We start from the raw sequence: 19,412 nt of genomic DNA, 5'->3' as shown, positions 1-19,412 counted from the left end.
CCTGAGGAGCCCCACGCATCATGTCGAATCCCACGCCCATCACCAACGGGACGCATTTCCAGCGGCCGACCGCGATGCCGATCCAGAAGTACGGCCAGTACGAGGCCGTGGACATCCCGGACCGCACCTGGCCGAACAAGCGGATCACCAAGGCCCCGCGCTGGCTGTCGACGGACCTGCGCGACGGCAACCAGGCCCTGATCGACCCGATGTCGCCCGAGCGCAAGCGCCGGATGTTCGACCAGCTGGTCAAGATGGGCTACAAGGAGATCGAGGTCGGTTTCCCGGCCTCCGGCCAGACAGACTTCGACTTCGTACGCTCCATCATCGAGGAGCCCGGCGCTATCCCCGACGACGTCACGATCTCCGTACTGACGCAGGCCCGCGAGGACCTGATCGAGCGGACCGTCGAGTCGCTGAAGGGCGCCAAGCGCGCCACCGTCCACCTCTACAACGCCACCGCCCCGGTCTTCCGCCGCGTGGTCTTCCGCGGCTCCAAGGACGACATCAAGCAGATCGCCGTCGACGGCACGCGGCTGGTGATGGAGTACGCCGAGAAGCTGCTGGGCCCGGAGACGGAATTCGGCTACCAGTACTCGCCCGAGATCTTCACCGACACCGAGCTGGACTTCGCCCTGGAGGTCTGCGAGGCGGTCATGGACGTCTGGCAGCCCGGCCCGGGCCGCGAGATCATCCTCAACCTGCCCGCCACCGTGGAGCGTTCCACCCCGTCGACGCACGCGGACCGCTTCGAGTGGATGGGCCGCAACCTGTCCCGCCGCGAGTACGTCTGCCTGTCGATCCACCCGCACAACGACCGCGGCACGGCCGTCGCGGCGGCCGAGCTGGCGCTGATGGCCGGCGCCGACCGCGTCGAGGGCTGCCTGTTCGGGCAGGGCGAGCGCACCGGCAACGTCGACCTGGTCACCCTGGGCATGAACCTGTTCTCGCAGGGCGTCGACCCGCAGATCGACTTCTCCGACATCGACGAGATCCGTCGTACGTGGGAGTACTGCAACCAGATGGAGGTCCACCCGCGCCACCCGTACGTGGGCGACCTGGTCTACACGTCCTTCTCCGGCTCCCACCAGGACGCCATCAAGAAGGGCTTCGACGCGATGGAGGCCGACGCGAAGGCCAAGGGCGTCACGGTCGACGACATCGAGTGGGCGGTGCCGTACCTGCCCATCGACCCCAAGGACGTCGGCCGTTCCTACGAGGCCGTGATCCGCGTCAACTCGCAGTCCGGCAAGGGCGGCATCGCGTACGTCCTGAAGAACGACCACAAGCTGGACCTGCCGCGCCGGATGCAGATCGAGTTCTCGAAGATCATCCAGGCGAAGACGGACGCCGAGGGCGGCGAGGTCACCGGCAGCGACATCTGGGCGGTCTTCCAGGACGAGTACCTGCCGAACCCCCAGAACCCGTGGGGCCGCATCCAGGTCAAGAACGGCCAGTCCACGACGGACAAGGACGGTGTGGACACGCTCACCGTCGAGGCCGAGGTGGACGGCGTCGAGACGACCCTGGTCGGCACCGGCAACGGTCCGATCTCCGCGTTCTTCCACGCCCTGGGCGCCATCGGCGTCGACGCCCGCCTGCTGGACTACCAGGAGCACACGATGAGCGAGGGCGCCTCCGCGCTGGCCGCCTCGTACATCGAGGTCGCGATCGACGACAAGGTCCTGTGGGGCATCGGCATCGACGCGAATACGACACGCGCGTCGCTGAAGGCCGTCGTCTCCGCCGTCAACCGCGCGGCGCGGTAACCCCGTTCACCTGGGATTGTCCGGCCCCGTCCGCCTCGAGGCGGACGGGGCCGCGTCGTGTCTCGGCCATGTCGGCGCCATGTGGGTCCTACGTACTGACGCCACATCACCGATGTGGCTAACATCACGCCAACGCGACGATGGTGCCGCGGGGTTACGGAGGTGCGACGACGTGCTGCCAGGATGGGGACGAAACAGCCGTAGTGCTGCCATCGCGCGCATTCTCGGCAATCGCACCGTGTGGACCACCGTCGGCGACGGTGAGTTCTTCTGCCCCGGCTGCGGGGGCGATCGCAACTACCAGCGCAGGACCGGGCGACGCCGGTTCCTTCTGCTCGGTGTCCCGCTGCTGCCGCGCGGTGCCGTCGGACCGGTCGTCGAATGCACCGCATGCGGGCACCGCTTCGGCCCGGACATTCTCGACCACCCGACGACCACCCGCCTCGCGGCGATGCTGCGCGACGCCGTCCACACCGTGGCCCTGGCCGTCCTCACCTCGGGCGGCACCCCCTCGCGTGCCGCGCTGGAGAGCGCCGCCGCCGCCGTGCGCTGCGCCGGATTCGACGACTGCACCGAGGAGCAGCTCGCCGCGCTCATCGAGGCCCTGGCTGACGACACCGGCCGGCTGCTGCCCGAACAGTGCGGTTCGAGCCTCGCCGGTCTCGCCATAGAGCTCCACGAAGCACTCGATCCGCTGGCGCCCCACCTCGTCCCCGCGGGCCGCGAGTCGGTCCTCCTGCAGGCGGCCCGCATCGCCCTGGCCGACGGCCCGTACACACCGGCCGAGCGGGACGTCCTCAGCACGGTGGGGCGGGCGCTGACGATCCCCGAGGACGAGGTGACGCGCTTGCTGGCGGCGGCACGCACGCCGTTCTGACGCCGCGCCCGAGGGCGGTTGCCGTGAAAAGGTGCCTGCGCCCGGCGTACTCCCGTGGGCGTAACACCCCCTACGAGCCGCCCCCGGAAGTACCGGCGAACTCGCTCTCGCGCGCGACGAAGCGCCCTCCCGGCGACGGGAGTCTGGTCATGACATGACCGGACACCCGTCAGGAGGGGGGACCCCGACATGGGGGCCGCAACGCAAACGAACCACTCGCGGCGACGGCGCGCCGTGCCCTGGGCCGTGCTGGCATTCTGGATCGCGGTGCTCGCGGTCGCCGGGCCGCTCGCCGGAAAGCTCGGCGACGTGCAGCGCGACCGGGCCGTCGACTATCTGCCCGCGAGCGCCGACTCCACGCAGGTCGCGAAGATCCAGGACCAGCTGCCGGGCGGCGAGACGACGGAGCTTGTGCTCGTCTACCACCGCGACGGCGGCCTCACCACCGCCGACCGCGCCACGGCGGACGGCCAAGTCGACCGTATTGCAGGCGGGTTCGACCTCACCGGTACGCCGGAGGGGGTCCCGTCCGGTGACGGGACGACCCTGATGTACCCGGTCGCCAGCAACGCGCCGGGTCAGGACGAGAAGGCCAGGGACGCGTTCGTCACCGACGTACGGAAGATCGCCGAGGGAGGCGACGGCCTCACGGTCGACGTCGGCGGCCCGGGAGCGCTCGCCACCGACGCGAGCGAGGTCTACAACTCCCTCGACGGCCCGCTGCTCTACACCACGGTCGCCGTCGTCGCCGTCCTGCTCATTCTCATCTACCGCAGCCCGCTGCTGTGGCTCGTGCCGCTCGTCGCCGCCGGAGTGGCCGACTACCTCGCCATGGGCGTCGCCTACGGCCTCAACCAGATCTTCGACACACCGATCAGCGGCCAGAGTTCGGGCGTGATGACCATCCTCGTCTTCGGTGCGGGAACGGACTACGCGCTACTGATCGTGTCCCGCTACCGCGAGGAGCTGCGGCGTATCCCGCGCCCGTACGACGCGATGCGCGCCGCCCTGCGCGGCTGCGGGCCCGCCGTCCTCGCCTCCTCCGGGACCGTCGCCGTCGGTCTGCTGTGCCTGCTGGCCGCCGACCTCAACAGCAGCCGCGGCATGGGGCCGCTCGGCACCGTCGGCGTACTGTGCGCGCTCGCCGCGATGATGACCCTGCTGCCCGCGTTGCTGGTGCTGCTCGGCCGCCGCGTGTTCTGGCCGCTGGTGCCGGCCTTCGGCAGCGAACCCAAGCAGCGGCGGGGCATGTTCACCGCGATGGGCAGCTCGGCCGGACGCAGGCCCCTGGCCGTGCTGGCAACCGGCGCGGTGCTGCTCGGCGCGCTCGCGCTGGGCGCGCTCAACCTGCCCGGCGGCCTCAAGCAGGAGGACTCCTTCACCGACAAACCCGAGGCCGTGGTCGCGATGGAGACGCTGGCCGCCGCCTATCCCGAGCGCAGCACCCAGCCGATCACCGTGATCATGCCCAGCGCCAAGGCGGACGCGGCCCTGTCCCGGATCCGCTCCACGCAGGGCGTGGACGGCGCCGAACGCGGCCGCAATGGCGACGGCTGGACCGAGATCTCCGTCATGGCCGAGGACCAGCCCCAGTCCGCGGGCGAGACGGCCACGATCAAGTCGCTGAGGTCGCAACTCGACCGCGAGGGAGGGTACGTCGGCGGTCCCAGCGCCGAGCAGATCGACCTGCAGGACACCAACTCGCGCGACACCTCCGTCATCGTCCCGCTGGTCCTCGCCTCCGTCCTGCTGATCCTCATCGCGCTGCTGCGCAGCATCGTCGCGCCGCTGCTGCTGCTCGTCGCGGTCGTGGCGGTGTGGGGCGCCGCACTCGGCATCGCCGGCCTCGTCTTCGAGCCGCTGTTCGACTTCGAAGGCACCGATCCCGGGCTCGGCCTGCTCTCGTTCGTCTTCCTCGTCGCCCTCGGCGTCGACTACGGCATCTTCCTGATGCACCGGATGCGCGAGGAGTCCCTGTCGGGCGCGGAACCCGCGTCCGCGGCGCTGACCGCGCTGCGCACCACGGGCGGCGTGATCGCCTCCGCGGGCCTCGTCCTGGCCGCGACGTTCTCCGTCCTGATGAACATGCCGATGGTGCAACTCGTCGAACTGGGCTTCGTCATCGCCGTCGGAGTCCTGCTCGACACGTTCCTGGTGCGTACTTACCTGGTGACGTCGGCGAGTGTCCTGCTCGGCCGCATCATGTGGTGGCCCGGAAAGCTCTCCCGGGCACCACGGCCCCCGGAGCCACGCGCTCCGGAAGCGGTAGCCGTCCGTACGCCCTGAGCGCCTCTGACCACCCCCGGGCGCCCCTCCTCTCCCGGAGGGGCGCCCCTTGACGGAAGATGGAGCCGTGCAGGACCAGGGAACCTTCACAGTGTTACGGGACCGGGGGGACGACACCGTCGCCGCCCGGCCCTCGCTCGGCGAGCGCATCATCGAGGCCGTCAACCGCGACCCGAGCACCGCACCGCACGCCATGCGCAACGACGCGTTGCTCGCGGTCGGCCTCGCCGTGGTCGCGATCGGCCTTGCGCTGTTCACCGGCGACGGGCGCCGGCCCGACGCACTCGGCTGGACCCTGTTGCTCGCCGCCCATGTGCCGCTGGCATGGCGGCGGCGCAGGCCGCTGCTCGTCATGGCCGCGGTGGTGGCCTGCGTCGCGCCGTACCACGGCCTCGACAACAGCCATGCCGCGCCCACCCCGGCCTCGTTCGTCGCGCTCTACACCGTGGGCGTCACCGGCAGTCCGCTGCGCACGCTGCTGGTCGGCGCCGGTGTCATCGGCACCTCCGTGAGCGTCATGCTCACCGTCAACACCCATGAGGCGATGGAGCTGCTGCAAACCTCCGGCTGGGTCATCGCGGTGCTGTTCCTCGGGGTCGACGTCCGCTTCTACCGCCAGTACGTCGCCTCCATCGTCGAACGGGCCGTGCGGGCCGAACGCACCCGCGAGGAGGAAGCCCGCCGCCGGGTCGCCGAGGAGCGCCTGCGCATCGCCCGCGACCTGCACGATCTGCTCGCGCACAGCATCACGCTCATCGGCGTGCAGGCCTCGGTGGCCGCACATGTGCTGGCCGCCGACCCCGACCGCCTCGACCGGGACGCCGTCGCCGGGGCGCTGGACGACATCGCGGCGACCTGCCGTACCGCACGCGGCGAACTGCGCACGACCCTCGAGGTGTTACGGGACCCCGAGACCGGCGACGCCCGCGGGCCTCTGCCCGGCCTCGACGGCCTGCCCGACCTCGTGGAGGCCGCACGCGCCGCCGGTGCCAAGGTCGACGTGTCGCTGCACGCCGAGGACACCCCGCCGGCCGTGGGGGCGGCCGCCTACCGCATCGTGCAGGAGGCACTGACCAACGCCGTGCGCCACGCGGGCCCGGACGTCACGGTCCGGGTCGGGCTGCACACGGCTGAGGGCGCGCTCCATGTGGAGGTGACCGACGACGGCACTGCCTCGCCCGGCGGCACGCCAGGGTTCGGACGTGTCGGCACGCCCGGATTCGGGCTCGTCGGCATGCGCGAGCGGGCCCGCAGCGTGGGCGGCACGCTGGACGCGGGGCCGCGCCCGGAGGGAGGGTTCGCGGTCACTGCGGTCCTGCCTCTGCGCAGTCCGGGGACTCCGGGGACTCCGCGGACTCCGGGAATTCCGGTACGAAATGAGGACCGATGACTCCGCCCCATGACTCGCAGTCAACACGAACCGCATCGTATGAGGCGCCGCCATCCATCCGAGTCCTGCTCGCCGACGATCAGACCCTCGTGCGCGCCTCCTTCGCGATGCTCGTCGACTCGGCCCGCGACATGCAGGTCGTCGGGCAGGCGGCCACCGGCCGGGAAGCCGTCGAACTGGCCCGCTCCGCCCGCGCCGACCTGATCGTCATGGACATCCGCATGCCCGACCTGGACGGCATCGAGGCCACGCGGATCATCGCCGCCGACGAGGATCTGGCGGGCGTCAAAGTCCTGGTGCTCACGACCTACGACACGGACGAGCACATCATCGAGGCGCTGCGGGCGGGGGCTTCCGGGTTTCTCGTCAAGGACGTGAAACCCGCGGAACTCCTGGACGCCATCCGTACAGTGGCCGCGGGGGAGTCACTGCTCTCACCCGGGCCCACGGCCCGCCTGATCGCCCGTGTCCTGCGTGGTCCCGGGGCGGATACGTTCCCGTCAGCGACGGGCGGTCCCGGCTGCCTCTCCGAGCGGGAGCGGCAGGTGCTGACGCTGGTGGCGCGCGGGCTCAACAACACGGAGATCGCCGATGCGCTGGGGCTGAGTCCGCTCACCGCGAAGACGCATGTCAGCCGGATCATGGGGAAGTTGGGGGCGCGGGACCGGGCCCAGTTGGTGATCGTGGCGTACGAGTCGGGGCTGGTGACGCCGGGCACCACCGGCTGAGTCGTGCCGCCTCGAGCCATGCGGTACTCAATACCGACATGCATCCAGGTGTTCACGAGATGCATGTCAGCTACCTATCCGATCGCCGAAGCCCGAGGCAGGCTTGGCGAGCTCGCTCGCCGTGCGGCTCAGCACGAGCACATCACCCTGACAGATCGCGGAGTTCCTGCCGCTGTCCTCACGAGCTGCGTGCGGTCCATACGCAGCCTGACCATTTCCTCGGCGTACTCCTCGGTGGCGAGCGGGTTGCTCGCCAAGTAGATCGCGCGGGCGTACTCAGCGGTCTGGAGTAGGCCCGGGACAACCGAAGGGGCAAACTCACAGATTTTCGTGGCCAAAGCTTCCAGTTCTGCTACCGGCGCGAAGTAATCCGCATAGCGCCGGTCATTGACAAGCTTCCTGCACATCCGCTCGAAAAGGCCGCCGGTTTGCAGGACGTCGTCGATCTGTTGGGCGACGTCCAACTGGGGCTTGCGAATTGCCTGTTCGAATTGGCCGATGTATGCGCCGGATACGAAGACCCGCGCACCCAGCTCCACCTGGGTGAAACCCGTGTCTTCGCGGCGTCGTTTCAGTTCTGCCCCGAAGAACTCCCAAGCAGCCTGCCGTGAACCATTGGCCATGGCCAACCCCCTTGCCGAGCAACGCACTTGTAGAGATCGGGCTCCTTTCGAGTGTAGGTGCGCAGCGGCATCGTGGAGATGTGAAGTATGGAATGTCGATGGGAAAGGGAACCGGTGAAGGCGGAAGATAGAGGGCGACACTCGGCGCGGTGCGTCGAGGGGGCGGAGGAGACGGTGACGGAATTGCGCATGGCGCTTGCGCGGGCGGGAATTACATTGCCTTCCCTACGGATCGACCTGGTGACCGTGGCGCGCGATGCCCCATGTCCGCTGATCGAATTGGGCCGATGTTCCGTCGCTGTCGCCGCCCGCCTGGCGGCGGCCCTCGGCGGCCGTACGCAGGATTCGGCCCCCGCTGCGAACGGGGGCGCCGCACGATGAAGCCCCCCATCGGTTCGTACGCCGTCGACACCCGTACCGGCAAGGTGGGCCGGGTGGTGGGCCACGAGGGGCCGTACGTTCAGCTCAGACCCCTCGGTGGCGGCCGGGAGTGGGACTGCGAGCCCGGCGCCGTACGGGCCGCGACCGCCGCGGAGCGGTTGCGTGCGGCCACCGCGTACGCGAACGCGCGCAGCCGGGGCGAGGTGCCGTGACCCGCCACGGCACCCGGAGCCGTGGGAGAGAATGGCTCCATGAGTCTGTTCCGGGACGACGGCATCGTGCTGCGGACCCAGAAGCTCGGTGAGGCCGACCGCATCATCACGCTTCTGACCCGCGGGCACGGCCGTGTGCGTGCCGTCGCCCGCGGAGTGCGCCGGACCAAGTCGAAGTTCGGGGCGCGGCTCGAGCCCTTCTCCCATGTGGACGTGCAGTTCTTCGCGCGCGGCAGCGAGCTGATCGGCCGCGGGCTCCCGCTCTGTACGCAGAGCGAGACAATCGCTCCGTACGGTGGCGGGATCGTCACCGACTACGCCCGCTACACCGCCGGTACGGCCATGCTGGAGACGGCGGAACGCTTCACCGATCATGAGGGCGAGCCGGCTGTGCAGCAGTATCTGCTGCTCGTCGGCGCCCTGCGCACCCTCGCCCGCGGCGAGCACGCGCCGAACCTCATCCTGGACGCGTTCCTGCTGCGCTCCCTCGCCGTCAACGGCTATGCCCCGAGCTTCGGCGACTGCGCACAATGCGGAATGCCCGGTCCGAACCGGTTCTTCTCGGTCGCGGCGGGCGGTTCCGTATGCGCCGACTGCCGCGCGCCCGGCAGCGTCGTACCCTCGCCGGAGGCTCTCGTCCTCCTCGGCGCGCTGCTGACCGGCGACTGGGAGACCGCGGACGCGTGCGAGCCTCGGCACGTACGGGAGGGCAGCGGCCTGGTGTCGGCGTATCTGCACTGGCACCTGGAGCGCGGACTGCGCTCCCTGCGGTACGTGGAAAAGTAGCAACCCTCACTCAGCAAGCCCCAGCAAGCAGAAAGTCGAGAGCAGAGAGACGTGAGCCTCATGGCACGACGCGGGATGCTCGGACGCCCCCGCCGCGAGTACAAGGCCCCCGAGCCGCACCCGTCCGGGGCGCGTCCGCCGAAGCTGCCCGGCGAGCTGGTCCCGAACCATGTGGCGATCGTCATGGACGGGAATGGCCGGTGGGCGAAGGAGCGCGGGCTGCCGCGCACCGAGGGCCACAAGGTCGGCGAGGGCGTCGTGATGGACGTGCTCAAGGGCTGCCTGGAGATGGGCGTGAAGAACCTCTCCCTGTACGCCTTCTCGACGGAGAACTGGAAGCGCTCGCCGGACGAGGTGCGCTTCCTGATGAACTTCAACCGTGACGTCATCAGGCGCCGGCGCGACGAGATGGACGAGCTCGGCATCCGTATCCGCTGGGTGGGCCGTATGCCCAAGCTGTGGAAGTCCGTCGTCCAGGAGCTCCAGGTCGCACAGGAGCAGACGAAGGGCAACGACGCGATGACGCTGTACTTCTGCGTCAACTACGGCGGGCGGGCCGAGCTCGCGGACGCCGCGCAGAAGCTGGCGGCCGACGTCGCGGCCGGAAAGCTCGACCCGGCCAAGGTCACCGAGAAGACGATCCAGAAGTATCTGTACTACCCGGACATGCCGGATGTGGATCTCTTCCTCCGCCCGAGCGGCGAGCAGCGCACGTCCAACTATCTGATCTGGCAGTCCAGTTACGCCGAGATGGTCTTCCAGGACGTCCTGTGGCCGGACTTCGACCGGCGCGACCTGTGGCGGGCCTGCCTGGAATACGCCTCGCGCGATCGCCGCTTCGGCGGGGCGATCCCGAACGAGGAGCTGCTCGCCATGGAGGGCAAGCAGGCGTAGCCCGTCCGGCTCTCGATTTCGCAGGGCGGAACGGGACGTTAGGGTTCCGCCCATGGATCACCAGGGGCGGGACATCATCCAGGGCACGGACGCCGTCGAGCTGGCCTACCGGCCGACGCGCAGGGACATACGCACGGGCATCGGGGTGCGGGACCGCATCCGGCGCCTCGTGGTGCTGCGGTGGGCCTTGGTGACGATGTTCCTGGCGTTGGCCGTTCGGCATGTAGTGACCATGGACGCGGTGACCAGCGCGTCCGCCGCGTTCTCCTTGGCCCTGGCGGTCATGCTTCCGGTGCTGATCTGGTCCCTCCCGCACCTTCAGGCCCACCACGTGCTGAAACTCGTCTCCTGGCAGGGCGAATACCGCACGACGGTGACCGACGCCGGGATAGCTGCCGAGACCGAGCACACGACCCTGGTGCAGCGGTGGTCGCTGTTCCGCGGATACCGCGAGACGCGCGACCACATGGTGCTGCTCAGCCGCGACCCGAACATCCTGGTCCTGGAGGTGCTGCCCAAGCGCGGGCTGCGCTCCCCGGAGGACGCGGAACGACTGCGGGCCCTCCTCGACCGGCATCTGAGCCGGGTCTGAGAAGGGCCCGAAAGCACGGGGCGCTGGCTCAGTCCTCGTCGGACCGCGCCGCGCACTCCGCGCACGTACCGAAGATCTCCACCGTGTGCGCCACGTTCACATAGCCGTGCTCGGACGCGATGGCCTCGGCCCACTTCTCGACGGCCGGGCCCTCCACCTCGACGGCCTTGCCGCAGACGCGGCAGACCAAGTGGTGGTGGTGCTCACCGGACGAGCAGCGGCGGTAGACGGCCTCGCCGTCGTTCGTACGGAGCACGTCGACCTCGCCGGCGTCGGCGAGGGACTGCAGGGTGCGGTAGACCGTGGTCAGCCCGACAGAGTCGCCCCGGTGCTTGAGCATGTCGTGGAGATCCTGCGCGCTGCGGAACTCGTCCACCTCGTCCAGCGCGGCTGCCACGGCTGCACGCTGCCGGGTGGACCGGCCCCGTACTGGTCCAGCGGTCGTCACCGTTGCCTCCTCACATCAGCTGCCGGGCCATTGTGCCAGGTGGCCGCGGCCCGATGGGACGCTCGCCCTCGGCGAGCGCCCGGTCCCGGCGCCGGACGACGCTCACTTCGGCGCCGGGGTGCGGCTGCCCGGCACCTTCTCCGGAGCAGGCTGCGGGGCCGTTCCTGCCCCGGCCGCGGCCTCCGGAAGCACGCAGTCCGTCGCCCCCGCCTCGGCCCCGGCGGCGGCCGCCACGGCACGTGCCCTGCGCCGGGCGAGCGGCGTGGCCAGCGCGGTCAGGGCGATGAACACGGCGATCGTCAGCAGCACGATGGTCGCGCCGGGCGGCACGTCCTGGTAGTACGACGTGACCGTACCGCCGAGCGTGACGCCGACGCCGATCGTCACGGCGATGGCGAAGGTCGCCGCGAAGCTCCGGCTGAGCTGCTGGGCGGCCGCCACAGGCACCACCATCAGCGCGCTGACGAGGAGCAGGCCCACCACCCGCATGGCGACGGTGACCGTGACCGCCGCGGTGATGGCGGTGAGCAGGTTCAGGGCGCGCACCGGAAGCCCCGTCACCCGCGCGAACTCCTCGTCCTGGCTGACCGCGAACAACTGCCGCCTGAGGCCCAGCGTGACGAGCACCACGAACGCGGCGAGCACGCAGATGGCGAGCACGTCCCCCTGCGACACCGTCGACAGCGAACCGAACAGGTACGAGCTCAGGTTCGCGTTGGAGCCGCCCGGCGCGAGGTTGATCAGCATCACACCGCCCGCCATACCGCCGTAGAACAGCATGGCGAGGGCGATGTCGCCGCGCGTCCTGCCGTACCAGCGGATCAGCTCCATCAGCACCGAGCCGACCACGGCCACGGCCGTCGCCATCCACACCGGGGACGTCGACAGCAGGAAGCCGAGGCCGACGCCGGTCATCGCGACGTGGCCGATGCCGTCGCCCATCAGGGCCTGGCGGCGCTGGACGAGGTAGATGCCGACGGCGGGCGCCGTGATGCCGACGAGGACGGCGGCGAGCAGGGCCCGCTGCATGAAGGCGTAGTTCAGGATTTCCATCGCCGGGGTCCTAACTCAGCAGGCCGGTACGGACCGGCTCCGCGTCGGCGGTGTGCGGGTGGACGTGATCGTGGCCGGGCAGCGCGTGCTGGCCGACAGCGGCCGGGGGCGGCCCGTCGTGGACGACGCAGCCGTCGCGGAGCACCACGGCGCGGTCGATGAGGGGCTCGAGCGGGCCGAGCTCGTGCAGCACGAGCAGGACGGAGGCGCCGGCCGCGACCTGCTCGCGCAGGGTGGCCGCGAGCACCTCCTGGCTGGCCAGGTCGACGCCGGCCATCGGCTCGTCCATGATCAGCAGTTCCGGCTCGGATGCGAGGGCCCGCGCGATCAGTACGCGCTGGTGCTGACCGCCGGAGAGCGCGTTGACGGAGTCCTTCGCGCGGTCCGTCATGCCGACGTGCGCCAGAGCCCGGTGTACGGCCTCCCGGTCGGCCTTGCGCAGCATGCCGAAGCGGGCGCGCGAGAGGCGCCCGGAGGAGACCACCTCGGTCACCGTGGCCGGTACCCCGCCCGCGGCCGTGGTGCGCTGCGGTACGTAACCGACGCGCGCCCAGTCGCGGAAGCGGCGCCGCGGAGTGCCGAAGATCTCGATCTCGCCGCCGCTGACGGGCACCTGGCCGATGACCGTCCGGACCGCCGTCGACTTGCCGGAGCCGTTGGCGCCGAGCAGCGCGACGACCTCACCGCGGTGCACGGTGAGGTCGATGCCCCGCAGCACGGGGCGCGAGCCCAGCTCCGCCGTCACTCCCCGCAGGGATATGACGGGGTCGGTGGGGTTCTCGGGCCGGGTGGCCTTCATGGCTCGCGCCTTTCCGTGCTGCTCCGGCGGTGCGGAGGGGGGTGCCGGCGTCACTTGGCGCCGAGTGCCTTCTGCAGTGCCTGGAGGTTGGACTCCATCACCTGGAAGTAGTCGTCGCCGCGGGACTTCTCGGTGATGCCCTCGATCGGGTCGAGGACATCGGTCTTGAGGTTCGCGTCGTTCGCGAGGGTCTTCGCCGTGTCGTCGCTGACGAGCGTCTCGTAGAAGACGGTGGTGACCCCGTCGGCCTTGGCCATCTCCTGGAGCTCCCTGACGCGCGCGGCGCTCGGCTCGGTCTCGGGGTCGAGACCGGTGATGGCCTCCTCGATGAGGCCGTAGCGCTCGGCGAGGTAGCCGAAGGCGGCGTGGGTGGTGATGAAGACCTTGGAGTCGGTGTTCTTCAGCCCGTCCTCGAACTGCGTGTTCAGGCCGTCGAGCTTCTTCACCAACGCGGCGGTGTTCTTCTCGTATTCCGCGGCGTTGTCCGGGTCGGCCTTCTCGAAGGCCTTGCCGACGCCCTCGGCCACCTCGGCGTACTTCACCGGGTCGAGCCAGATGTGCGGGTCCTTGCCGCCCTCGGCCTCGTGATCGTCGTGGCCCTCTTCCTCGGCGTGCTCGTCCTGCTCCTCGGCGTGGCCGCCGACCTCCTCGCCGTGCTCCTCCATGCTGGTCAGCGAGGCGGCGTCGATCTTGGTCTTGACCTCGGACTGCTGCACCGCGTCGTCGACGGCGGGCTGGAGGCCCTTGAGGTAGAAGACGGCGTCGGCCTCCTGGAGCTGCGCGGTCTGCTGGGCGCTGATCTCCAGGTCGTGCGGCTCCTGGCCGGGCTCGGTGAGGGTGGTGACGCTCACGTGGTCCCCGCCGATCTGCTCGGCGAGGAACTCCATGGGGTAGAACGACGCCACGACGTCGAGCTTCCCGCTGCTGTCGCCGTCGGCGGCGTTGGAGGTGGAGCAGGCGGAGAGCGCCCCCAGGCCGAGCGCGGTGGCAGCGGCGACAGCGATGCTGGTGCGTATTCGGGAACCGGGTCGGGAGGTGGCCGGATTGCGGCGTACGTTCATGACAGTCATTTTCAACAAATCTGGAAACGATTGTCAATAAAGATCAGGGGAAGCCCTGTGCATGGTCACTGCGCGGTCACAGCGCGTCTGAGGGGCGAACCGATTTGATCCGGGGGGTGTGAGCGCCGGTAACCTGAATCATTCGCTGTGAAGCAATGCTCTGAAGCAGTCGCTTCGTCGCCCGTCGTCGTAATGAAGAGAGCACCGTGGCCGCCGACAAGATCGACACCATCGTCAGCCTGAGCAAGCGCCGTGGCTTCGTCTACCCGTGCAGTGAGATCTACGGCGGCCAGCGTGCCGCCTGGGACTACGGGCCGCTGGGCGTCGAGCTGAAGGAGAACCTCAAGCGCCAGTGGTGGCGCTACATGGTCACCTCGCGCGAGGACGTCGTCGGTATCGACTCGTCGGTGATCCTGGCGACCGAGGTCTGGCAGGCCTCCGGGCACGTCGCCACGTTCACCGACCCGCTCACCGAGTGCACCTCCTGCCACAAGCGGTTCCGCGCGGACCACCTGGAGGAGGCGTACGAGGCGAAGCACAACCGCCTCCCGGAGAACGGCCTCGCGGACATCAACTGCCCGAACTGCGGCAACAAGGGCCAGTTCACCGAGCCCAAGCAGTTCTCGGGTCTGCTGTCCACGCACCTCGGCCCGACGCAGGACAGCGGCTCCATCGCCTACCTGCGCCCCGAGACCGCGCAGGGCATCTTCACGAACTTCGCGGCCGTCCAGCAGACCTCGCGCCGCAAGCCGCCGTTCGGCATCGCCCAGATGGGCAAGTCGTTCCGCAACGAGATCACGCCGGGCAACTTCATCTTCCGCACCCGCGAGTTCGAGCAGATGGAGATGGAGTTCTTCGTCAAGCCGGGCGAGGACGAGAAGTGGCACGAGTACTGGATGCAGGAGCGCTGGAACTGGTACACGGGCCTGGGCCTGCGCGAGGAGAACATGCGCTGGTTCGAGCACCCGAAGGAGAAGCTCTCCCACTACTCGAAGCGCACCGCTGACATCGAGTACCGCTTCCAGTTCGGGGGCAGCGAGTGGGGCGAGCTCGAGGGCGTCGCCAACCGCACCGACTACGACCTGTCGGCCCACTCGAAGGCCTCCGGCCAAGACCTGTCGTACTTCGATCAGGAGGTCGGCGAGCGCTACACGCCGTTCGTCATCGAGCCCGCGGCCGGTGTCGGCCGCACCATGCTCGCCTTCATGCTGGACGCCTACAACGAGGACGAGGCGCCCAACGCCAAGGGCAAGATGGAGAAGCGCACGGTCATGCGCTTCGACCACCGCATCGCCCCGGTGAAGGTCGCGGTGCTTCCGCTGTCGCGGAACCCGGAGCTGTCCCCGAAGGCCAAGGGCCTTGCGCAGACGCTGCGCCAGAACTGGAACATCGAGTTCGACGACGCGGGCGCGATCGGCCGCCGCTACCGGCGGCAGGACGAGATCGGTACGCCGTTCTGTGTGACCGTGGACTTCGACACGCTTGAGGACAACGCCGTTACCGTGCGTGAGCGTGACTCGATGAAGCAGGAGCGGGTGTCCCTGGACCAGATCGAGGGGTATCTGGCGGCCCGGCTGATCGGCTGCTAGGCGCTGCGCTGTGCTTGTACGGTGCCCGGGTCCCTGTAGGGGGCCCGGGCACCGTCGTTCTCGCCGGGGCCGGCCCCATGTGATGCGCACCCGCCGTCGTGGGGTTGTGCCCACCGTCCCCCATTGCCTTAAGGATGGGAGGTGCCCCCATCGCCGCAGCGGACGATTGCCCACAACGGGAGCCTCCCGGCGGAACGTTTGCCCACAACGAAGGGAAGTGGCCCGCCGGGGCGTAGGTGTCGTGCACACTAGGCGCGACGCTTACTCAGGGGTGGGAGGCATGATGCCCTCGATGACCACGAGCAAGGTGAGCAGGTGGGACCAGCACGGGCGGGAGCACATCGTCCGGGTGCGGCGCGCGGGTGTCCAGCGGTCGCTGGTCTGCGACACCTGCGGCTGGCGCAGAGGTGCTCAGTTCCTGCCCTGGCTCAAGGCGGAAGAGCATCTCACGGAGGCGCACCAGGCGACCTTGGATCCGTCGGCCGAGTCGTAGCGGCCGTAGCGGCCGTTGCGACCCCCGCTATCGGGGCGTGAGGGTCAGCCGGCGGAACTGTGCGCGTCGGCGCCCAGCCCGCGTAGCACCAGCCCGAGTACCGACGCGAAGGCGGCCTCGATGCCGGGGCGCGACCACTCCGGCGCATACGCCGGGTCGTGGAAGCGGCCCGTCGCGTCGAACACCGCGCGAGCTGTCGCCGCGGCATCGGTGCCCGCGGCCGTGAACTCGCCCCGCTGCACGCCGTCTTCGACGATGTCGGTGAGCTGTCCCACCAGATCGGCGATGTGCTGCTCGACGACGGTGCTGTTCTCGTCGAGCAACACCTCGTACGTGGCGAATAGCTCAGGGTCGTCGCCCGCCTTGTGCCGCTTCGCGGCGAAGAGCTCCACCAGCCACTTCCGCAGCACTTCCGGTGTCGGTTCGCCCTCGGTCCGTGCGATCCGCTGCAGCGTCTCGGTCGTGCGGTCCAGCCAGCGCTTCGTCACCGCCTCGCGCAGCTCCGCCTTCGTGCGGAAATGGCGGTACACGCTGCCATGGCTGACACCCAGTGCGCGGGCCACGTCGACCACGGTGGCCTTGGCCGGGCCGTGGCGGCGCAGCACCTCCTCGGTCACTTCGAGGATGCGCTCAGAGGTCAGGGGCTCGGGTGCCATGGCCTTGACCGTACCGTTCGCGGATCAGCGCTCGCTGTCGAGGTGTCCCATCTGGGCCGCCGGATAGCGGTCGCCCGCGGCGGCTCCGGCCGGCACGGCATCCTCGATGGCCCTCAGATCGGACTCGTCGAGGACGACGTCCAAGGCGCCGAGCGCCTCGGTCAGCCGGTCGCGGCTGCGCGCGCCGATGAGCGGCACGATGTCCGCGCCCCGCCGGTCGGCTTGGGCCAGCACCCAGGCGATCGCCGTCTGGGCGACCGATATGCCCTTCTGTTCGGCGATCTTCCGCAGCGCGTCGACGAGGTCGAGGTTGTGCTGCAGGTTCTCGCCCTGGAAGCGGGGGCTCATGCCGCGGAAGTCGTTCGCGGCGAGCTGCCGGTCGCGGGTGAAGTGGCCGGAGATCAGGCCGCGGGACAGCACACCGTACGCCGTGATGCCGACGCCCAGTTCGCGGGCGGTGGGGAGGATCTCCTCCTCGATGCCGCGGGAGATCAGTGAGTACTCGATCTGGAGATCGGAGATGGGAGCCGCGGCGACGGCCCGGCGGATGGTGTGCGCGCCCGCCTCCGAGAGGCCGATGTGCCGGACGTGCCCCGCCTCCACCAGTTCGGCTATGGCGCCGACTGTCTCCTCGATCGGCACGTCCGGGTCGACGCGCGCGATCCGGTAGATGTCGATGTGGTCGACACCGAGCCGCTGCAGGGAGTACGCCGCGAAGTTCTTCACCGCGGCCGGGCGGCCGTCGTATCCGGACCAGCCACCGTCCGGATCGCGCAGTGCGCCGAACTTGACGCTGGTGAGGGCCTGTTCGCGCAGGGAGGCGGAGGCGGTGCGCAGAGCCTCGTTGATCAGCAGTTCGTTGTGGCCCATGCCGTAGAAGTCGCCGGTGTCGAGCAGGGTGATGCCCGTTTCGAGGGCGGCATGGATCGTCGCGATCGACTCCGCCCGGTCCGCATCGCCGTACAGCGCGGACATGCCCATGCAGCCGAGGCCGAGGGCGGAGGTGCGCGGGCCGGTGGACCCGAGGGTGCGGGTTTGCATGGTGACTCCATGGCTCATTTGCTGGAAAGCAGGACACCATCACCATGGCATGACAGCTGACAGATTTCAATATCTGTCAGCTGTCATGTTCGTGTATTGCCGTGCGTCACCCGATCGTGCGCGGCAGCCTGAGGCTCAGGGTCGTCGTCAGGGCCACGCCTGCCAGCTGCACCAGCAGAGTCGCCACCAGCGCGTCCCGCATGCCCATGCCCGGGACCAGCGACACGAACAGCGTGCCGAGCGTCGCGACGCCCAGGGCCAGCGCCGACTGCTGCGTAGTGATCATCACGCCGCTGCCCACGCCCGCGCGGGCCGCCGGGACCTCGGAGAGGATGATCCGGAAAAGCACCGGGAGCTGCATCGCCTGGCCCATGCCCGCCACCGCCGCGCCCGGCAGGAGCTCCACGAAGCCCAGGTGCGGCCAGCTCCGCCAGGTCGCGAGCACGATCAGCGCGATACCGACGGCCTGGATGAGCCCGCCCGCGGTCACGACACGCGTCCCGTACCGGGTGACGAGCCGCGGTCCCGCCAGCGATGTCAGGAAGAAGACGACCGCCATCGGCGTCAGCGCGAGCCCCGCCGCCACCGGCCCGACCCGCGCGCCCTGCTGCAGCGCCACCGCGATGACGAACATGAAACCGCTGAACCCGATCGAGAACGGGACGATCATCACCAGGCCACGCCGCAGCGACTCCAGTGCGAACAGGCTCGGCGGCACCAGCGGCGTACGCCCCTTGCGCTCCGCGCCGCGCTCCACCCGGTAGAAGGCGAACGCCGAGAACGGGAAGACGGCCAGCGCCACCCAGGTCCACAGCGGCCACCCGGCCGCGCGCCCCTCGGTCAGCGGCGCGAGCAGCGTCAGCAGAGACACGGCCAGCAGTACGGTGCCCGGTCCGTCGACCGGTTCCGGGCGCTGGGAGCGGGTCTCCGGTACGACGCGTGCCGCGAGCGGAAGACCGGCCAGCACGACCGGGACGTTCACGAGGAAGACCGAACGCCAGCCCGAACCCGCGATGTCGGCGGACACCAGGACGCCGCCGAGGATCTGCCCGGCGATCATGGAAAGTCCGGCGGTGGCGCCGTACAGGCTCATCGCCCGTGCGCGCCGCTGCCCGGACGTCGCCGCCTGGATCGTGGCCAGCACCTGGGGCAGCATCAGCGCGGCCGCGGCACCCTGGGCGGCCCGCGCCAGGACCAGCGTCCAGGCGTCCGGTGCGAGACCGCACGCCAGCGAGGTGAGGCCGAAGGCGGCCATGCCGCCGATGAAGAGCCTGCGCCGGCCGAACATGTCGCCGAGCCGGCCGCCGAGCACCAGCAGCACGGCGTACGAGACGCCGTATCCGGCGACGACGAGCTCCAGTACCGACTCGCTCGCGGCCAGGTCGTGGCCGATCGTCGGCAGGGCGACGTTGACGATGAAGAAGTCGATGAGGGGGAGTGCCGCACCGAGCAGCACGGTGAAGAGTCCGAGTTCGCCGAGTGAGGGTATGGCGGCGGTCGGGCTGCGGACTGCGCTTGCCAGGGTTGTTGTTCCGGATTCGCTCACGTACGCCAGACTGGTCCGGAACTCAGACTGGTACCAGAGTCTCTTTATCCTGGTAGAAGGAGTACCTGGAAACAGGCTCGGCGGTTCGGCAGGCTGGAGGCATGACGACGATGACGCCACGGACGACGACGCCGCAGGCGAGGAAGCGGGAGTCCGTGGTGGCGGCCACGGAGATCGCGGAGATCACG

At 69.7% G+C, this 19,412-nt stretch carries 19 protein-coding genes and 1 pseudogene; 12 read left to right on the top strand and 8 right to left on the bottom strand.

Going from position 1 to position 19,412, the window contains the following annotated elements; all coding sequences use genetic code 11:
* Positions 1 to 20 precede the first annotated feature (20 nt).
* The 6 genes from leuA (at position 21) to ACSMXV_RS15325 (ending at position 7,311) form a co-directional block, all read left to right on the top strand.
* Positions 21 to 1,769, top strand: coding sequence for a 2-isopropylmalate synthase (gene leuA, locus ACSMXV_RS15350; protein WP_473178173.1), 1,749 nt, complete (start codon positions 21 to 23; stop codon positions 1,767 to 1,769).
* Between the two features lie 172 nt (positions 1,770 to 1,941).
* Positions 1,942 to 2,646 carry a tellurite resistance TerB family protein gene (locus ACSMXV_RS15345; RefSeq protein ID WP_473178172.1) on the top strand — a complete coding sequence of 235 codons (705 nt, stop codon included), beginning with the start codon at positions 1,942 to 1,944 and terminating at the stop codon, positions 2,644 to 2,646.
* Positions 2,647 to 2,835: 189 nt separating this feature from the next.
* Entirely contained in the window at positions 2,836 to 4,932 is a 2,097-nt protein-coding gene (locus ACSMXV_RS15340; RefSeq protein WP_473178171.1) for an MMPL family transporter, read from the top strand.
* A 67-nt stretch (positions 4,933 to 4,999) separates the two neighbouring features.
* The gene (locus ACSMXV_RS15335; protein WP_473178950.1) at positions 5,000 to 6,322 is read left to right on the top strand and encodes a sensor histidine kinase; all 1,323 of its coding nucleotides are present in this window, start codon (positions 5,000 to 5,002) and stop codon (positions 6,320 to 6,322) included.
* On the top strand, positions 6,319 to 7,050 hold the full coding sequence (locus tag ACSMXV_RS15330; protein WP_473178170.1) for a response regulator: 732 nt from the start codon (positions 6,319 to 6,321) through the stop codon (positions 7,048 to 7,050). Before ACSMXV_RS15335 ends, ACSMXV_RS15330 begins: the two co-directional genes overlap by 4 nt.
* An 18-nt stretch (positions 7,051 to 7,068) precedes the next feature.
* Entirely contained in the window at positions 7,069 to 7,311 is a 243-nt protein-coding gene (locus ACSMXV_RS15325; RefSeq protein ID WP_473178169.1) for a type II toxin-antitoxin system Phd/YefM family antitoxin, read from the top strand.
* On the opposite strand, the pseudogene ACSMXV_RS15320 reads toward ACSMXV_RS15325, so the two are convergent.
* Positions 7,239 to 7,673 (bottom strand): annotated as a pseudogene (locus ACSMXV_RS15320) (helix-turn-helix domain-containing protein); the annotation flags it as partial. The gene ACSMXV_RS15325 and the pseudogene ACSMXV_RS15320 sit on opposite strands and share 73 nt — an antisense overlap.
* A 377-nt stretch (positions 7,674 to 8,050) precedes the next feature.
* On the opposite strand from ACSMXV_RS15320, the gene ACSMXV_RS15315 reads away from it, so the two are divergent.
* The 4 genes from ACSMXV_RS15315 to ACSMXV_RS15300 are packed head-to-tail and all read left to right on the top strand — an operon-like array spanning position 8,051 to position 10,538.
* Positions 8,051 to 8,266 (top strand): hypothetical protein, encoded by a 216-nt coding sequence (locus ACSMXV_RS15315; RefSeq protein WP_181660095.1) that lies wholly within the window; start codon positions 8,051 to 8,053, stop codon positions 8,264 to 8,266.
* Positions 8,267 to 8,305: 39 nt separating this feature from the next.
* Complete coding sequence (gene recO / locus ACSMXV_RS15310; RefSeq protein ID WP_181660094.1) at positions 8,306 to 9,052, top strand: DNA repair protein RecO; 747 nt, start codon at positions 8,306 to 8,308, stop codon at positions 9,050 to 9,052.
* Between the two features lie 60 nt (positions 9,053 to 9,112).
* Positions 9,113 to 9,946 (top strand): isoprenyl transferase, encoded by an 834-nt coding sequence (locus tag ACSMXV_RS15305; protein WP_473178168.1) that lies wholly within the window; start codon positions 9,113 to 9,115, stop codon positions 9,944 to 9,946.
* A 52-nt stretch (positions 9,947 to 9,998) separates the two neighbouring features.
* On the top strand, positions 9,999 to 10,538 hold the full coding sequence (locus tag ACSMXV_RS15300; protein ID WP_473178167.1) for a YcxB family protein: 540 nt from the start codon (positions 9,999 to 10,001) through the stop codon (positions 10,536 to 10,538).
* A 28-nt stretch (positions 10,539 to 10,566) separates the two neighbouring features.
* Here ACSMXV_RS15300 and ACSMXV_RS15295 read toward each other — a convergent pair whose 3' ends face one another.
* From ACSMXV_RS15295 to ACSMXV_RS15280, 4 genes are all read right to left on the bottom strand, one after another.
* Positions 10,567 to 10,986, bottom strand: coding sequence for a Fur family transcriptional regulator (locus ACSMXV_RS15295; protein ID WP_181660091.1), 420 nt, complete (start codon positions 10,984 to 10,986; stop codon positions 10,567 to 10,569).
* 102 nt (positions 10,987 to 11,088) lie between these two features.
* Entirely contained in the window at positions 11,089 to 12,039 is a 951-nt protein-coding gene (locus ACSMXV_RS15290; protein ID WP_473178166.1) for a metal ABC transporter permease, read from the bottom strand.
* Positions 12,040 to 12,049: 10 nt separating this feature from the next.
* Positions 12,050 to 12,838, bottom strand: a complete 789-nt coding sequence (locus ACSMXV_RS15285) for a metal ABC transporter ATP-binding protein (RefSeq protein ID WP_473178165.1) — start codon at positions 12,836 to 12,838, stop codon at positions 12,050 to 12,052.
* 50 nt (positions 12,839 to 12,888) lie between these two features.
* Positions 12,889 to 13,899 carry a metal ABC transporter substrate-binding protein gene (locus ACSMXV_RS15280; protein WP_473178949.1) on the bottom strand — a complete coding sequence of 337 codons (1,011 nt, stop codon included), beginning with the start codon at positions 13,897 to 13,899 and terminating at the stop codon, positions 12,889 to 12,891.
* Between the two features lie 206 nt (positions 13,900 to 14,105).
* Between ACSMXV_RS15280 and ACSMXV_RS15275 the strand changes: the two genes are divergently transcribed.
* The gene (locus ACSMXV_RS15275; protein ID WP_473178164.1) at positions 14,106 to 15,488 is read left to right on the top strand and encodes a glycine--tRNA ligase; all 1,383 of its coding nucleotides are present in this window, start codon (positions 14,106 to 14,108) and stop codon (positions 15,486 to 15,488) included.
* A 283-nt stretch (positions 15,489 to 15,771) separates the two neighbouring features.
* Entirely contained in the window at positions 15,772 to 15,981 is a 210-nt protein-coding gene (locus ACSMXV_RS15270; RefSeq protein WP_473178948.1) for a hypothetical protein, read from the top strand.
* Positions 15,982 to 16,025: 44 nt separating this feature from the next.
* On the opposite strand, the gene ACSMXV_RS15265 is transcribed toward ACSMXV_RS15270, so the two are convergent.
* The 3 genes from ACSMXV_RS15265 to ACSMXV_RS15255 form a co-directional block, all read right to left on the bottom strand.
* A complete protein-coding gene (locus tag ACSMXV_RS15265; protein ID WP_473178163.1) occupies positions 16,026 to 16,637 on the bottom strand; it encodes a TetR/AcrR family transcriptional regulator in 612 nt (203 codons plus the stop codon).
* 24 nt (positions 16,638 to 16,661) lie between these two features.
* Positions 16,662 to 17,678: an aldo/keto reductase gene (locus ACSMXV_RS15260; RefSeq protein WP_473178162.1), complete on the bottom strand. Its 1,017-nt coding sequence runs from the start codon at positions 17,676 to 17,678 to the stop codon at positions 16,662 to 16,664.
* A 106-nt stretch (positions 17,679 to 17,784) separates the two neighbouring features.
* On the bottom strand, positions 17,785 to 19,224 hold the full coding sequence (locus ACSMXV_RS15255; protein WP_473178161.1) for an MFS transporter: 1,440 nt from the start codon (positions 19,222 to 19,224) through the stop codon (positions 17,785 to 17,787).
* Between the last annotated feature and the right edge of the window lie 188 nt (positions 19,225 to 19,412).

Source organism: Streptomyces sp. DSM 42067 (assembly GCF_055792885.1).
Note: the sequence above shows the minus strand (reverse complement) of the source record. Positions and strands in the feature narration are given on the sequence as shown.

Excerpts from the sequence above, each read along its gene's own strand:
- leuA (WP_473178173.1), top strand. The coding sequence starts at position 21 with ATGTCGAATCCCACGCCCATCACCAACGGGACGCATTTCCAGCGGCCG.
- ACSMXV_RS15340 (WP_473178171.1), top strand. The coding sequence starts at position 2,836 with ATGGGGGCCGCAACGCAAACGAACCACTCGCGGCGACGGCGCGCCGTG.
- ACSMXV_RS15330 (WP_473178170.1), top strand. The coding sequence starts at position 6,319 with ATGACTCCGCCCCATGACTCGCAGTCAACACGAACCGCATCGTATGAG.
- ACSMXV_RS15325 (WP_473178169.1), top strand. The coding sequence starts at position 7,069 with ATGCGGTACTCAATACCGACATGCATCCAGGTGTTCACGAGATGCATG.
- ACSMXV_RS15315 (WP_181660095.1), top strand. The coding sequence starts at position 8,051 with ATGAAGCCCCCCATCGGTTCGTACGCCGTCGACACCCGTACCGGCAAG.
- recO (WP_181660094.1), top strand. The coding sequence starts at position 8,306 with ATGAGTCTGTTCCGGGACGACGGCATCGTGCTGCGGACCCAGAAGCTC.
- ACSMXV_RS15305 (WP_473178168.1), top strand. The coding sequence starts at position 9,113 with ATGGCACGACGCGGGATGCTCGGACGCCCCCGCCGCGAGTACAAGGCC.
- ACSMXV_RS15300 (WP_473178167.1), top strand. The coding sequence starts at position 9,999 with ATGGATCACCAGGGGCGGGACATCATCCAGGGCACGGACGCCGTCGAG.
- ACSMXV_RS15290 (WP_473178166.1), bottom strand. The coding sequence starts at position 12,039 with ATGGAAATCCTGAACTACGCCTTCATGCAGCGGGCCCTGCTCGCCGCC.
- ACSMXV_RS15285 (WP_473178165.1), bottom strand. The coding sequence starts at position 12,838 with ATGAAGGCCACCCGGCCCGAGAACCCCACCGACCCCGTCATATCCCTG.
- ACSMXV_RS15280 (WP_473178949.1), bottom strand. The coding sequence starts at position 13,899 with ATGAACGTACGCCGCAATCCGGCCACCTCCCGACCCGGTTCCCGAATA.
- ACSMXV_RS15270 (WP_473178948.1), top strand. The coding sequence starts at position 15,772 with ATGCCCTCGATGACCACGAGCAAGGTGAGCAGGTGGGACCAGCACGGG.
- ACSMXV_RS15265 (WP_473178163.1), bottom strand. The coding sequence starts at position 16,637 with ATGGCACCCGAGCCCCTGACCTCTGAGCGCATCCTCGAAGTGACCGAG.
- ACSMXV_RS15260 (WP_473178162.1), bottom strand. The coding sequence starts at position 17,678 with ATGCAAACCCGCACCCTCGGGTCCACCGGCCCGCGCACCTCCGCCCTC.